This window comes from Pseudomonas sp. GW821-FHT02A11 (assembly GCF_059421985.1).
Genome location: NZ_JBWKWB010000016.1, coordinates 30,868 through 44,065 on the forward strand (window position 1 = coordinate 30,868; position 13,198 = coordinate 44,065).

The 13,198-nt window shown below is 58.7% G+C and carries 14 protein-coding genes; 5 read left to right on the forward strand and 9 right to left on the reverse strand.

The features are described 5' to 3' along the window. Window positions 1-35 precede the first annotated feature (35 nt). The 3 genes from cgtA to rplU all read right to left on the reverse strand — a co-directional run bounded on the left by cgtA (window position 36) and on the right by rplU (window position 2,097). Window positions 36-1,259 carry an Obg family GTPase CgtA gene (cgtA, locus tag AC07V9_RS20600; protein ID WP_495017490.1) on the reverse strand — a complete coding sequence of 408 codons (1,224 nt, stop codon included), beginning with the start codon at window positions 1,257-1,259 and terminating at the stop codon, window positions 36-38. 213 nt (window positions 1,260-1,472) lie between these two features. Then, window positions 1,473-1,745, reverse strand: coding sequence for a 50S ribosomal protein L27 (rpmA, locus tag AC07V9_RS20605; RefSeq protein WP_093464730.1), 273 nt, complete (start codon window positions 1,743-1,745; stop codon window positions 1,473-1,475). 37 nt (window positions 1,746-1,782) lie between these two features. Next, entirely contained in the window at window positions 1,783-2,097 is a 315-nt protein-coding gene (rplU, locus tag AC07V9_RS20610; protein ID WP_093464734.1) for a 50S ribosomal protein L21, read from the reverse strand. A 243-nt stretch (window positions 2,098-2,340) separates the two neighbouring features. Here rplU and AC07V9_RS20615 point away from each other — a divergent pair, with 243 nt between their 5' ends. Both AC07V9_RS20615 and AC07V9_RS20620 read left to right on the forward strand, forming a co-directional pair. After that, window positions 2,341-3,309, forward strand: coding sequence for a polyprenyl synthetase family protein (locus tag AC07V9_RS20615; RefSeq protein WP_495017491.1), 969 nt, complete (start codon window positions 2,341-2,343; stop codon window positions 3,307-3,309). 291 nt (window positions 3,310-3,600) lie between these two features. Beyond that, window positions 3,601-3,843 (forward strand): PA4570 family protein, encoded by a 243-nt coding sequence (locus AC07V9_RS20620; RefSeq protein ID WP_495017492.1) that lies wholly within the window; start codon window positions 3,601-3,603, stop codon window positions 3,841-3,843. A gap of 126 nt (window positions 3,844-3,969) precedes the next feature. Here AC07V9_RS20620 and bamJ read toward each other — a convergent pair whose 3' ends face one another. The 4 genes from bamJ to AC07V9_RS20640 all read right to left on the reverse strand — a co-directional run bounded on the left by bamJ (window position 3,970) and on the right by AC07V9_RS20640 (window position 8,302). Further along, a complete protein-coding gene (bamJ, locus tag AC07V9_RS20625) occupies window positions 3,970-4,587 on the reverse strand; it encodes a BamJ family beta-barrel-assembly machinery protein (RefSeq protein ID WP_495017493.1) in 618 nt (205 codons plus the stop codon). Window positions 4,588-4,686: 99 nt separating this feature from the next. Beyond that, window positions 4,687-5,175 (reverse strand): TIGR00645 family protein, encoded by a 489-nt coding sequence (locus tag AC07V9_RS20630; RefSeq protein ID WP_404633988.1) that lies wholly within the window; start codon window positions 5,173-5,175, stop codon window positions 4,687-4,689. Window positions 5,176-5,352: 177 nt separating this feature from the next. Further along, the gene (locus AC07V9_RS20635; protein WP_495017494.1) at window positions 5,353-5,685 is read right to left on the reverse strand and encodes a PA4575 family protein; all 333 of its coding nucleotides are present in this window, start codon (window positions 5,683-5,685) and stop codon (window positions 5,353-5,355) included. Window positions 5,686-5,869: 184 nt separating this feature from the next. Further along, window positions 5,870-8,302 (reverse strand): Lon protease family protein, encoded by a 2,433-nt coding sequence (locus AC07V9_RS20640; RefSeq protein WP_495017495.1) that lies wholly within the window; start codon window positions 8,300-8,302, stop codon window positions 5,870-5,872. Window positions 8,303-8,583: 281 nt separating this feature from the next. Between AC07V9_RS20640 and AC07V9_RS20645 the strand changes: the two genes are divergently transcribed. Then, window positions 8,584-9,072 (forward strand): DUF3015 domain-containing protein, encoded by a 489-nt coding sequence (locus AC07V9_RS20645; protein ID WP_495017496.1) that lies wholly within the window; start codon window positions 8,584-8,586, stop codon window positions 9,070-9,072. 75 nt (window positions 9,073-9,147) lie between these two features. Then, window positions 9,148-11,022 carry an Lnb N-terminal periplasmic domain-containing protein gene (locus AC07V9_RS20650; protein ID WP_495017497.1) on the forward strand — a complete coding sequence of 625 codons (1,875 nt, stop codon included), beginning with the start codon at window positions 9,148-9,150 and terminating at the stop codon, window positions 11,020-11,022. Between the two features lie 249 nt (window positions 11,023-11,271). On the opposite strand, the gene AC07V9_RS20655 is transcribed toward AC07V9_RS20650, so the two are convergent. After that, the gene (locus AC07V9_RS20655) at window positions 11,272-11,469 is read right to left on the reverse strand and encodes a heavy-metal-associated domain-containing protein (protein ID WP_495017498.1); all 198 of its coding nucleotides are present in this window, start codon (window positions 11,467-11,469) and stop codon (window positions 11,272-11,274) included. A 170-nt stretch (window positions 11,470-11,639) separates the two neighbouring features. On the opposite strand from AC07V9_RS20655, the gene AC07V9_RS20660 reads away from it, so the two are divergent. After that, entirely contained in the window at window positions 11,640-12,020 is a 381-nt protein-coding gene (locus AC07V9_RS20660) for a hypothetical protein (RefSeq protein ID WP_495017499.1), read from the forward strand. A 29-nt stretch (window positions 12,021-12,049) separates the two neighbouring features. Here AC07V9_RS20660 and AC07V9_RS20665 read toward each other — a convergent pair whose 3' ends face one another. After that, the gene (locus AC07V9_RS20665) at window positions 12,050-13,015 is read right to left on the reverse strand and encodes a halovibrin HvnA (RefSeq protein WP_495017500.1); all 966 of its coding nucleotides are present in this window, start codon (window positions 13,013-13,015) and stop codon (window positions 12,050-12,052) included. Between the last annotated feature and the right edge of the window lie 183 nt (window positions 13,016-13,198).

The window sequence follows — 13,198 nt, forward strand, 5'->3', positions numbered from 1 at the left end:
GCTGATTCAGCGGCGTTGTAGTTTACTTCAGTCGATCACTCACGAACGTAAATGATTTCCGGACCGTCTTCATCGTCCTCGAAATCATCATCCCAATCGTCGTCGCCCATGTCGTGCACGCTCTTCACGCCACTGCGGCGCAATGCACGCTTGTCGTCCAGCGCCTGCAGCTGGGCACGTGCTTCATCTTCGATACGCTGATCCAGCTCGGCCAGCTCTTCGGCGTAAGCCGGGTCATTGGCCAGACGGTCGGCGCGATCTTCGAGATAACGCATGATGTCGTGACTCAGACGCTCGGTACCCTGCTTGGCAATTGCCGAAATCATGTACACCGGGCCCGTCCATTGCAGACGCTCGACAATCTGCGCCTTGACCGCTTCATGCTGATCTTCGGGCAGCATGTCGCACTTGTTCAGCACCAGCCAGCGATCGCGATCGGACAGCCCCGGGCTAAACTTGACCAGCTCGTTGACGATGACTTCAGCAGCATCAGCCGGATCGGACTCGTCCAGCGGCGCCATGTCGACGAGGTGAAGCAACAGGCGAGTACGCGCCAGGTGCTTGAGGAAGCGAATACCCAGGCCTGCGCCATCGGACGCACCCTCAATCAGCCCCGGGATGTCGGCGATGACGAAGCTTTTCCAGCGATCGACACTGACCACACCCAGGTTCGGCACCAGCGTGGTGAACGGGTAGTCGGCCACCTTCGGCTTGGCGGCCGAGACCGAACGAATGAAGGTACTTTTGCCTGCGTTCGGCAAGCCCAGCAGACCGACGTCCGCCAGCACTTTCATTTCCAGTTTCAGGTCACGCTGCTCGCCCGGCTTGCCCGGCGTAGTCTGACGCGGCGCACGGTTGGTGCTGGATTTGAAGCGGGTGTTACCCAAGCCGTGCCAACCGCCTTGCACCACCAGCAGACGCTGACCGTTCTTGGTCAGGTCGCCGATGATTTCCTGGGTGCTGGCGTCGATCACCGTGGTGCCGACCGGCACACGCAGGACCAGGTCCTCGCCCTTACGACCGGTGCAGTCGGTGCTGCCGCCATTCGATCCGCGCTCGGCGTCAAAGTGGCGGGTGTATCGGTAGTCGACCAGGGTGTTGAGGTTGTCGTCGGCGACCATGTAGATTGAGCCGCCGTCGCCGCCATCACCACCGTTCGGGCCGCCGTTTTCGATGAATTTTTCGCGACGGAAGCTCATGCAACCGTTGCCGCCGTCACCGGCTTTCACCCGAATGGATACTTCATCAACAAATTTCATAACGCACGCCTCCCGTCACAAAGACGAGCAAACAACATAAATTCATAAGGCTCTTGCAAAGATGAGCGTTGCGGTACCGATCAAAAACCAGCGCTTCACACCACAACGGCCCACACAAACAGCTTTGCAAGAGACTCACCCAACCAATTTTGCACAGTCCCTACAAACGAAAAAGCCCTGTCGCGAGACAGGGCTTGATCTGCTAACGCAAGATTATGCCGCGGCTTGAGCCTTTGGCACGATGCTTACGTAGCGACGACCGAAGGCGCCTTTGACTTCAAACTTGATCACGCCTTCGACTTTAGCGAACAGGGTGTGATCCTTGCCCATACCAACGCCGTAGCCAGCGTGGAATTGGGTGCCGCGCTGACGCACGATGATGTTGCCCGGAACGATTACCTGGCCGCCATACATCTTCACGCCAAGGCGTTTGGCTTCTGAGTCGCGACCGTTACGGGTACTACCACCAGCTTTTTTGTGTGCCATGAGTTCAATACTCCTATTAGGGTATCAGGCTGAAAAATCAGGCCTGGATACCGGTGATTTTGATCTCGGTGAACCACTGGCGGTGGCCCATACGCTTCATGTGATGCTTACGGCGACGGAACTTGATGATGCGGACTTTATCGTGACGACCCTGGGAAATCACTTCAGCCACAACGGTAGCACCGGCAACGACTGGAGCGCCGATATTGACGTCGTCACCATTGGCAACCAGCAGAACGCGGTCGAAGGTAACGGTTTCGCCAGTAGCGACTTCCAGTTTTTCAATTTTCAGGTATTCACCTGGGGCGACTTTGTACTGCTTGCCACCAGTAACGATTACTGCGTACGACATGGGTATATCTCCGAAAATCCTGCTCACCCAGCTCTTTATAAGAAGAGTATCGGCTGGCATGGCTGCATGCGGCTGGAAAGGCCCTTCATGCAATTGCGTAAGGCAGGTGCTGCCCAGGAAAGTTAGGGTGCGCGATTGTACGCAAGGTGCGGGCGCCTTGCAAGCGGCCGTACGTCACGCCTTGACAGGGTGGGGCCTGCCACCTAGCATGCCGCGCAACCCTGTATGGAGCACGTCTCGCTGATGCAACCCCAAGCCTTCTACCGCGCTGTGGCGGACGACTTTACAGCCGTCGACCACATTATCAAGAAGCAGCTGACATCGCGCGTGCCGCTGGTCTCGAAAATCGGCGACTACATCACTTCCGCCGGTGGCAAACGCCTGCGTCCGCTGCTGGTACTCCTGTGCGGCAAGGCACTGGGCAGCGGCGGTGACAACCTGCGCCTGCTGGCCGCGACCATCGAATTCCTGCACACCGCCACCCTGCTGCATGACGACGTCGTCGACATGTCCGGCATGCGTCGTGGCCGCTCGACCGCCAACGCCATGTGGGGCAATGCGCCGAGCGTGCTGGTGGGCGACTTCCTGTATTCGCGCTCGTTCGAAATGATGGTCGAGCTGGGTTCGATGCCGGTGATGAAGATCCTGTCCAAGGCCACCCGCGTCATCGCCGAAGGTGAAGTGCTGCAGCTGTCCAAGGTTCGCGACGCCAGCACCACCGAAGAGACCTACATGGAAGTCATTCGCGGCAAGACAGCCATGCTGTTCGAGGCCTCGACCCACAGCGCCGCCGCCTTGGCCAACGCCAGCCATGACCAGAGCGAAGCGCTGCGCACCTTCGGTGATCACCTGGGCATCGCCTTCCAACTGGTTGACGACCTGCTCGACTACCGGGGCGATGCCGACACCATGGGCAAGAACATCGGTGACGATCTGGCAGAAGGCAAACCGACCCTGCCGCTGATCTACACCATGCGCGAAGGTACGCCGGAACAGGCAGCGCTGGTGCGCAAGGCCATTCAGAAAGGCGGCCTGGAAGATCTGGACGCCATTCGTGAAGCAGTCGAGCAGTCAGGCTCGCTGGACTACACCGCCCAACTGGCGCGCGATTATGTAGCCCGCGCCATCGCCTGCCTGGACGTGCTGCCAGCCAGCGAATACCGCGATGCGCTGATCGAGCTGAGCGAGTTCGCTGTCGCCCGCACGCACTGATACACGCCCTGCTTCACCAGAAAGCCCGTCCTTGTGACGGGCTTTTTTGTGCCTGCCACTTTTGAGTGATCCGTAGGAGTGAGCTTGCTCGCGATAGCGGTATGCCAATCGATACATCCGCCGCTGACATTACGCCATCGCGAGCAAGCTCACTCCTACAGGATCCTGCGTTCGCCCGAGTCAGGTGACCTGAATCAATGGCATCACCAAAATGCGAATTAATCTCAAATAGATCCTTGCTATTCTTCAGATAAGAATTATTCTCATTGAAACCTTTCAAGGAGAACGAACATGACCTACCTGATCGACGCCTGGCTGGATCGGCCACACCCTTACCTGCGCATTCTGCATCGCGAAACCGGCGAGGTTTGCGCCGTGCTGGAAGAAGACGCGCTGGACGAATTGCGCGATCAAGGGGATCTGGATGTGCACGGCCTCAGCTCGTGCGAGCCGGGCGTACAGAAGGAGATGGTGCGCAGCCTGTTTCTGTTCTGCTATGCCCGAGCGTTGCGCCCGGCGTGTGAACTGCATTGAGCCGCACTGCAGCTGCAAGTGGCAAGCCTCAAGCTTCAAGCTGCTCGTCGCTGACTGAGGGATCAGGGCCAGCCAGCGACGCACTGCATTTAACTTGAAGCTCACCACTTGCAGCTTGGCGCTGCGTTAAAGAACGTCCAGCAGCTCGACGTCGAACACCAGAACGCTGTGCGGCGGAATGCTGCCCACGCCTTGAGCGCCGTAGGCCAGTTCGCTAGGCACGTGCAGGCGCCATTTGCTGCCGGCTTTCATCAGTTGCAGGGCTTCGGTCCAGCCAGCGATCACGCCGCCAACCGGGAATTCTGCAGGCTCGCCACGATCGTAGGAGCTGTCGAATACGGTGCCGTCGATCAGCATGCCGTGGTAGTGAGTACGCACGTTGCTTTCGCGGGTTGGCTGAGCGCCTTCACCTTGGGTGATGACTTCGAATTGCAGACCCGACTCCAGCGTGGTGACGCCTTCGCGCTTGCCGTTCTCGGCCAGGTATTGCAGGCCAGCGCCAGCAGCAGCCTCGGCTTTTGCAGCGGCTTCAGCTTGCATGATTTCGCGGATGACCTTGAAACTGGCAGCCATTTCTTCCTGGCTGACACGGCTTGGCAGGCCGCCGAAGGCATCGGTCAGACCGGCCAGGATGGCGTCCAGGCTGACACCCGGTGGCGGGTTGTCACGCAGTTGGTCGCCCAGCTGACGGCCGATGCCGTAGCTGACGCGGGTTTCGTCGGTGGACAGATTGACTTCGGACATGCTGCTGCTCCGCTTATAGAGCGCCCGAAGGCGCCCTGAACCAAAAGGCCGAGCAGCCTAGCACATTCGGTCAATCTGCCCTAAGCGGGCGAAGGGTCTTCAATGCTTGGTCAGCTTGTCCAGGTAACCCATCGCAAACGCCGACACGACGAAGGTCATGTGAATGATCACGTACCACATCAAGTATTGGGTCTCGATGTTCTTGGCGTCCATGAACACCCGCAGCAGGTGAATGGACGAGATGGCGACGATGGAGGCAGCGACTTTCATCTTCAGGGAAGAGGAGTCCATCTTGCCCAGCCAGTTGAGCTTTTCTTTGCTCTCGTCGATGTCCAGCTGCGAGACGAAGTTTTCGTAGCCGGAGATCATCACCATCACCAGCAGACCGCCCACCAGCGCCATATCGATCAGCGACAGCAGCACCAGAATGAGGTCCGATTCAGCCAGCGAAAACACGTTGGGGATGACGTGAAAGATTTCCTGGAAAAACTTCAGCGCCAGCGCCAGCAGTCCCAGAGACAAACCAAAGTAGATCGGCGCCAGCAACCAGCGCGATGCGTACATGGCATTTTCGATAAAACGTTCCATTGAAGCTCACAGTTAATTGAAAGCTCGCGAGTATAGGGCGAAGCCTGTGCGGCACAACCCATCGCGACAAAAGTTGAAACAATTAACCCGAGAGATATACGTTTCAAGACTCAAAGAACGCCGCGCTACTGCCCTGCTCACAGGAAAACCACGCGGTGCTCATCGAGCGGCAAAACGTCAGTTGATCGGCAAGGTTCGAGGACCGTGGGAAGCGTCGCCGTTGATTCGCCTCAGCTCACCTTGCAGGTGAAGGCTCCAGATCGGTATTTCTTCGGCGGTTTGATAGCCATGCAGCGCAAGGCTCTCGGCGATTGCGTCCAGCACCGACTCAGCCGCCATCGGACCATGAAACGGCCCCTGAGCCTTTAACGCGGAAGGTTGCTCTCCAGACATGCCGGCAGCGAACAGCAAAGTCCACATACCGTTATCGCCAGACAGCGGGCGAATGACACATTCGATACGGGTCACCAGACCCAGGCATTGACGAGTAAGACAGAGGCTGCGCGGCATGGCGAGCTCCTCATTGATTGCAGTATTCATTCCCTTCTACGGCGAAGGAAACGCGTCAGTCCCTTTGACAACTGCTGTAACACGACAATATCGAAGAAATACCCCACAGGAAAAGAGCGAAAACAAAAAGGGCGCCGAATGGTCATTTGGCCATCAGGCGCCCTGTTTCGTTGGCGTCAAACCCTTAACTTTTCAGCTCGGGCTGTAATTGTGGCGCCTCTTTTTCGATCTCTTTGAGCTCTTCTTCGCTGAGCATTTCGGCGATGTCGCGCAGGCGATCCACCACTCGGGCGTTGACCGAGTTTTCCGGGAATTGCCCGTCGTCATCGGCCTCGCCCACAGGCTCGCCCACCAGCAGGCTGAGGGCCTCGTCCACCTGACGCACAGCGTATACGTGGAACTGCCCGGCGCGCACGGCTTGCAGCACGCGCTCATCGAGCATCAGCGTCGCCACGTTAGCGTGGGGGATGATTGCGCCCTGATCGCCTGTAAGTCCACGCGCTTCGCAGAGTCGGAAAAAGCCTTCGATCTTCTCGTTGACCCCGCCCACCGCCTGCACTTCACCGAACTGGTTGATGGAACCTGTGATGGCGAAACACTGCTTGAGCGGGGTTTTCGACAGCGCCGAAATCAGCGTGCAGACCTCGCCCAGCGACGCACTGTCGCCATCCACATAACCGTAGGACTGCTCCAGCGCGATGCTCGCGGAAATCGCCAGCGGGAATTCCTGCGCGTAACGGCTGCCCAGGTAACCGGTGAGAATCATCACGCCCTTGGAGTGGATTGGCTGGCCGAGGTTGACCTCACGCTCGATGTCGACAATGCCGCTGCCCCCCGGATACACCGTCGCGGAAATCCGCGCTGGCACCCCAAAGGCCGAGTCACCGACTTCCAGCACCGTCAGGCCGTTGCACTTGCCAACGGCGGCCCCGGCGGTGTCGATGAGGATGATCCCGGCGAGCATGTCGTCGAGAATCCGCGCAGAAACACGGCCGGTGCGCGTGGCCTTGGCCTTGAGCGCGCGCTCGATGTGGCCTGCGTCGGTGCGCTCGTCGTTGGCCAGGCTGCGAATGAAATCCGCCTCGCTGACCAGCTGGAACAGATCGCCGATACGTGCCGACAAACGCCCCTGATGCTCGGCCAGCCGCGCGCTGTAGGTGGCCAGACGCGCCACCGCGTCCGCCGTCAACGGCGCCATGCCTTCTTCTGACGTCCGCGTTTTCAGCAATTGGGCAAACTGCTCCAGGCTCTCGTCGACCATCGGGATGTCTTCGTCGAAATCCACCAGTACCCGGAACATCTCCTGGAAGTCCGGATCGAGGTCCTGCAGCGTGTAATACAGAGAGCGCGCGCCGATGATGATGACCTTCACATGCAATGGAATGGTCTGCGGCGTCAGCGTCACGGTGGCAATACGGCCCAACTCGCCCAAAGGCGATTCCATCTTCAGTTTGCGCGATTGCAGCGAGCGCTTGAGGGCGTCCCACACGAACGGCTCGCTGAGCATCTTCTCGGCTTCGAGAATCAGGAAGCCACCGTTGGCGCGATGAAATGCCCCCGGACGCAGCTGACGATAGGTCGTGTAGAGCGCACCCTGATCGGTGCTGTACTCGATGCGGCCGAACAGGTTGTCGTAGGTCGGATGCGGCTCGAACACCACCGGCGCGCCGCCGCTGGCCGAGTGCCCCACCACAAGGCTTGGGCAGTATTGCTCTTCCAGCAACTTGCGCGCCTGAGCGTCGGTCTTGCTGTCGTCGACCAGTTGTTCAACGACCGTCTTCAGCAGATTGACCTGCACGGCCTGCAGGTAGGCGCAGACGGCGGCGTTCTCGGCGTACTGCTCCGACAGCGGTGCCAGCAGCGGCTGCAGGGCCAACGTGATGGTTTCTTCGTTCAACTGGCGCATCTGGTTGCTGGTTTCGCGCTTCCACTGCGGCAGGCTGGCGAGCTCTTCGTTGAGCCGCTCCTCCAGCGCCGAAATATCATCGTGAAATCGCTCGCGCTCGGCCTCGGGCAACTGCGAGAACTCCGCCTCATCCAGCGCCTTGCCTTCCAGCATCGGAGTAAAGGCGATGTTGCTGCTGTCGCGATAGAGCGCGATGTCCTTTTCCAGCGCCAGGCGCTCGATCACATCCAGCGCACGGTCGTAGCGCTGGTTGAAGGCGCGGTCGATGGCACTTTTCTTCTGCTGGAAGGACGGATGCTCGAACACTGCAGGAAACGTCGACAAAAGGTTGTCGATCAGTGCGTTTATGTCGGCGATGAACGAACTGGCGCTGCCGGGCGGCAATTCAACCGCCCTGGGCTCACGCGGCTCATCGAAGTTGTTGACGTAGACCCAGTCCGCCGGGGTCTGCATGCGCTTGCCCTCGGCCTTGAGGTAGCGCTTGACGAAGGAGAAGCGGCCGGTGCCGGGCTCTCCCATGACGAATACGTTGTAGCCGGGGCGCGGCATGGCGACCCCGAACTGTAATGCCTCGACCGCTCGTTCCTGGCCGAGCACGCCGCGAAAGGGTTCCAGATCATTGGTTGTCGTGAAGCTGAACTGTTCAGCGGAGAAGGGACGGGTCAGCGCCTCAGGCGCAAGTCGCAGGCTGGCAGCTACAGAATCGGGCATCGGACATCCTTACATCAGGCGGGGCAGATGGGGGCATTCTGGCGCTCGCCGCACCAGACTGGCAAGGCAAGTTCCACCGGAATCTTTTTCGCTCTGAGGAAGCGGCCTACAGGGCACGAAACCCCTTACCTACTTACAACAAAGTGTAATAACCCACGGAACGTTCAGATCGTGGCTAAACTCCAAGCTGCGCGGCCGGTAACAAAACAAAACACCGGCCCTCCCTGGTGCTCTTCCGGCCAGGCATCCGACCCTTGGTTGAAACAACAGAGACTAAAGCTATGAAACGGATTCTTCTTGGTACTCTCCTCGCCGCTGCATCCCTGAACGCCATGGCTCAAGCGCCTGGTGGCCCTGATTGCGGTTGGGGCAACATGCTGTTCGAAGGGCAACGCGGCACCCCGGCGCATTTCCTTGCGTCCACCACCAACGGCACCTCCGGTAACGCCACGTTCGGCATGACCTCGGGCACCAACGGTTGCTCCACTAACAGCGCGCTGACCTACGGCGGCAAGTCCTGGTTTGCCATGAACGGCATGATGGACGAGCTCTCCAAAGACATGGCCATGGGCCAAGGCGAAGCGCTGACGACCTACGCGGTCGTACTGGGCGTTGCACCGCAAGACCGTGCGCATTTCGCCGCAGTCACCCACGAGCACTACACCCAGATCTTCAACAAGGCCGATGCCACTGCCGAAGACGTTCACACCAACACCCTGGACGTGTTGAAGAACGATCCAACGCTGGCCAAATACGCCACACAAGCTTAAAACGATTGACCACCTGCCTTCCTCGGAAGGCAGGGCTTTAACGCCTTCGTCCCCTTTCTGACTAGTTGCCACTCTATGCTCAAACGCTTTGCCTGGCGGGCGCTCCTGGTCTGTGCCCCGCTGTACGCCGCGCAGCTTTCTGCCGCACCGCATGTCGACAATGATCGTTTGCAGCAACTGGCCGACTCCAGATTCTGGATCTCCATCGGTCACTACGAAGCCGGCAAGCTGGGTGGCTGGCGCAGCTATGTCGATGACCCGAAATTTTTCCTCGCCGTTGATGGCGCCCACGATCCCAAGGCTGAACTGGCCGCGACGCTGGAGGCCCTCTATCGCCCGGTGGTGCAGGGCAAGGAAGACACGCACCCGCAATGCGTCTACCCCTCGCGCACGCGGTTTCTGCGCGACGAACTGAAGCTGACCGATCTGCCCGCGGTCGACTGCAAGGAATTCAACAAGTGGTTCTCTGATGTTGCGCCTGACAGCACGGTGCTGATCTTCCCGGCGGCGTATCTGAACAGCCCGTCGTCGATGTTCGGCCACACCCTGCTGCGCATCGATCAAAAAGGCGTGCAGGAAAACAACACCGCCTTGCTCAGCTACGCGATCAACTTCGGCGCCTACATCGAAGGCTCCGACAACAGCATTCTTTACGCTTGGAAAGGCCTCATGGGCGGCTATCCGGGTCTGTTCGCATTGGTGCCCTATCAGGACAAACTCTCCGAATACCGTAGTCTGGAAAACCGCGACCTGTGGGAATACCGCCTGAACCTGACGTCAGAAGAAACCCGGCGCATGGTCGAGCACGTGTGGGAACTCAAACAGATTCGCTTCGGTTATTTCTTCTTTGACGAAAACTGCTCCTACCGATTGCTGGAGCTGTTGCAGGTCGCGCGCCCGAGCCTGAACCTGACGCCGCAGTTCCGCCTGACGGCCATTCCCACCGACACCGTGCGTGCGGTGAAAGAGGCGGGGCTGGTTGAGAAGATCAATTATCGGCCGTCCAAGGAGCGTGAACTGCTCAGCCGCGCCGAGCCGCTGAATCATGACGAGAAGCAACAGGTGCTCAAGATCAGCGCCGATCAACAGCAAATGAAGAGCCCCGACTATTTGGCGCTGGCGAAGGATCGTCGGGCGCTGATTCAAGACGCGGCCTATCGCCTGGAACGCTATCGCGCCAATGGTCAGGAGCGTGATCCGCTGAGCGCGCAACGCAGTTACGACCTGCTGCGCGCCATCAGCACCAACCCGCCACCGGCCTTGGAAATCGAACGTCCGGGCCTGCCGGAAGACGGCCACCCATCCCGTACCTGGCAGCTGGGCGCCGGTACCCGGGACGACAAGGCCTTCGCCGAATACGGCCTGCGCATGGCCTATCACGACCTCAACGACAACGCCTACGGGTTCCCGCTGGGGGCGCAGATCGAAATTCTTCAGTTGAAGCTGCGTCAGTACGAGAACAATAAATGGCAGGTGCAGCGTCTGGACCTGGCGACGATTCGCTCGCTGACGCCGCGTAACGAGCTGTTGCAGCCGTGGTCGTGGCAAGTCGCTGGCGGCCTTGAGCGCGTGCTGGGCAAGCATGGCGACGAGAATCTGGTGAGTCACGTGAACGGCGGCGCGGGAGGCACCTGGAAGCTGGGGGATGACGTGCTGGGCTTTGCGCTGGGCACCGTGCGGATCGAGCACAACAACGATTTCGATGCGCTCGTCTCGCCTGCGGCCGGTTTTGATACCGGGGTGTTGTGGCGCAACCCGCTGGGCAATCTGAGCCTGGAAGCCAAAGGCGATTACTTCACCAATGGCGAAGTGCGTCGCACGATTAGTCTGAATCAGCAGTGGGAATTGTCGCGAAATCTGGGGCTACGTTTGAGCGCACAGCGTGAGTTCAGTCAGCTCACGTCGCCGGTGAACGAGGTGATGCTGGAGTTGAAGTGGTATCACTATTAAATCGAGCCTTTGATTCTGCTTGGAAACGAACCGGGTGCGGCAGATCTGCTTTTGATTCTGCCCGCAGGGCGTAGGAGTCCAGCTTGCTGACGATCTGCCAGGAACTGGCAGTAAAACTTTCAATCGCGGTTTACCTGATACACCTCGGTCGCGCGGTTTTGCTGCCGCTGCGATCGGACGCGACCCAGGGGGTTCGCGAGCAAGCTTACTCCTACGGCCTCCGGCCAGAATCAAGAGCGTGGCGCACGATCAGGCGGGTTTCGCGGTATAACCCTCTTCCACAATCAGCTCAACGATCTGCTCGGCAGCCAACCGGCTCTGCACCGCCACCTCCCCCTTGGAAAGGTCGACCCGCACCTCGGCAGCCGGGTCATCGCTCTGGATGGCGTTGGTCACCGCGCGAACACAATGCCCGCAGGTCATGCCTTGAACGTTGAATACTTGCATGTCGCGATTCCTCGGTTGAATAGCTGCTCACAGGGTTGAAAACAGCAGGACGTCGGCATCTTCGACCTTCCCACCATGACAAGGTCAAGTTTCTGATGAAACGGCCGGGCTGGTATTCGGCGCCACCCTGAGCCAAAGTGTTTCATCAACGACCCTCAGGAGAATCGGCCATGCGCTGGTCAGTCCCTCGCCTCTTCGGTTTTATTGGCCTGTTGGCCTGCGCCTCCTGGGCTCAGGCCGATCAAGACTACGGCGTACTCATCGTTTCCCGCGAGCGGCTGGAAGTCGCCACCCCATGCGAAATCGGCATCTATATGCAGGATCAGCTGGTGGGCCGCCTGTTTCAGGAGGAATCGCGCTCCTTCAACCTGCCTGCAGGCGACGTATCCGTTCGCTTGCGCGTGCTGCCAGGACAAACGCCCGGTTGCTCACCAGGCATCGAAGCGCAGAACAACACCAGGCTGCACATCAACGCCGGCGACATTCTGAAATACCGCATCGCGTCCGGGCCCAATGGCATGTACCTCAAGCGTGCCGATCTGAATTATTGAATCGCGACCGCCCGCAACCACAAACCGAATCAAGGTCTTGCAGGTGGCATCGTCTCGACCTGATCAGCGGGGAGAAAGTAAAAGGTTGCGGCATCGTTAATATTGCGCGCCAATCTGATGCTGATAATAGGTATCACCACGCCATCGGCTTCTTTAAGTTTGCGCTGCTGCGTTTGCGCGTCCTGCAGGCCAGGTGTTCCATACAGGTAGAAAAACGCCTCGAGTGGCAGTGTCTTTCCGAGGTTATCCTCCCAGGCCTTGACGATCATCTCATTTTGGACGGTAAAACCGATTTGTCCCATGAGCCCGCGCGCTTTCACACTGGCTGCAAATGCCGGACCTGCCAGTTGGTTGCGAGTGTCCCTCACGTCAAATCCGCACTGCCAATAGTGCCGGATGGGATTATGCGAACTGAAATCTGCCCACCATTGCTCAGCCGTCACGATCCCTCTTAAATGGCAAAGCTCAGTGCCAGAAAGGGGGTAAGGTCCGCACCCGGAATCCGTAGGCCGTGACGAGGTCGCTGCATCAGTGGGAAACGAACATATGACTTCGGGATGCGAATTTCCCGCGGCATGAAGATAAGACTGAAATATAAAACCAGCGCTGTAGTTGAACACTAACCGATCAAAGTCAGTGTCCGCCCTTAAGTAAGAAAATGACACGCCTCCTTTTTTCTTCGAGGCTTCGCTGTTATTCCAAATGGGATAGTTGGCGCCCCTCGGCGCGGCCCTGAGCATGATGCCGCTGCACAAGAAGGCAGGTCTCGAATCGGCCCCACAGTTGGCAGAGGTATCAGCGTAGCGCGTCCTCAAATGTCGCTCTACTTGTTGCCCAAGGTTTTCCGCCGTGGTGGATACCTGCTCCACACCGCTGGTTTGTGCCAGCGGCGGAGCCGTTGCAGTTGGCAATGTCGCCTGTTCGGTGACGGCCGTACTACAGGCGGCGAGCGCAAGAAAAAGTAACGAGACCCAAAGCGCATTGATGCGTTTCATACATTGACCTCCTGGTCGAACAGGCTCCCTTGCCAAATTCGGATTCTGATGTCGGCAAAATTTGGTGGATAACAGACAGATGTAGATGGCTCGACTGGATTTCTCAGGTGCAAATGCCCTCAGCAGACCTCAGCAGCATGCTGTGTGATTTGGAAACGCTCGCCAACTGTCAAAGTTGACAGG

What these genes read in the sequence shown, in the direction of transcription:
- cgtA (WP_495017490.1), bottom strand. Translation starts at nt 1,259, where the DNA reads ATGAAATTTGTTGATGAAGTATCCATTCGGGTGAAAGCCGGTGACGGC.
- rpmA (WP_093464730.1), bottom strand. Translation starts at nt 1,745, where the DNA reads ATGGCACACAAAAAAGCTGGTGGTAGTACCCGTAACGGTCGCGACTCA.
- rplU (WP_093464734.1), bottom strand. Translation starts at nt 2,097, where the DNA reads ATGTCGTACGCAGTAATCGTTACTGGTGGCAAGCAGTACAAAGTCGCC.
- AC07V9_RS20615 (WP_495017491.1), top strand. Translation starts at nt 2,341, where the DNA reads ATGCAACCCCAAGCCTTCTACCGCGCTGTGGCGGACGACTTTACAGCC.
- AC07V9_RS20620 (WP_495017492.1), top strand. Translation starts at nt 3,601, where the DNA reads ATGACCTACCTGATCGACGCCTGGCTGGATCGGCCACACCCTTACCTG.
- bamJ (WP_495017493.1), bottom strand. Translation starts at nt 4,587, where the DNA reads ATGTCCGAAGTCAATCTGTCCACCGACGAAACCCGCGTCAGCTACGGC.
- AC07V9_RS20630 (WP_404633988.1), bottom strand. Translation starts at nt 5,175, where the DNA reads ATGGAACGTTTTATCGAAAATGCCATGTACGCATCGCGCTGGTTGCTG.
- AC07V9_RS20635 (WP_495017494.1), bottom strand. Translation starts at nt 5,685, where the DNA reads ATGCCGCGCAGCCTCTGTCTTACTCGTCAATGCCTGGGTCTGGTGACC.
- AC07V9_RS20640 (WP_495017495.1), bottom strand. Translation starts at nt 8,302, where the DNA reads ATGCCCGATTCTGTAGCTGCCAGCCTGCGACTTGCGCCTGAGGCGCTG.
- AC07V9_RS20645 (WP_495017496.1), top strand. Translation starts at nt 8,584, where the DNA reads ATGAAACGGATTCTTCTTGGTACTCTCCTCGCCGCTGCATCCCTGAAC.
- AC07V9_RS20650 (WP_495017497.1), top strand. Translation starts at nt 9,148, where the DNA reads ATGCTCAAACGCTTTGCCTGGCGGGCGCTCCTGGTCTGTGCCCCGCTG.
- AC07V9_RS20655 (WP_495017498.1), bottom strand. Translation starts at nt 11,469, where the DNA reads ATGCAAGTATTCAACGTTCAAGGCATGACCTGCGGGCATTGTGTTCGC.
- AC07V9_RS20660 (WP_495017499.1), top strand. Translation starts at nt 11,640, where the DNA reads ATGCGCTGGTCAGTCCCTCGCCTCTTCGGTTTTATTGGCCTGTTGGCC.
- AC07V9_RS20665 (WP_495017500.1), bottom strand. Translation starts at nt 13,015, where the DNA reads ATGAAACGCATCAATGCGCTTTGGGTCTCGTTACTTTTTCTTGCGCTC.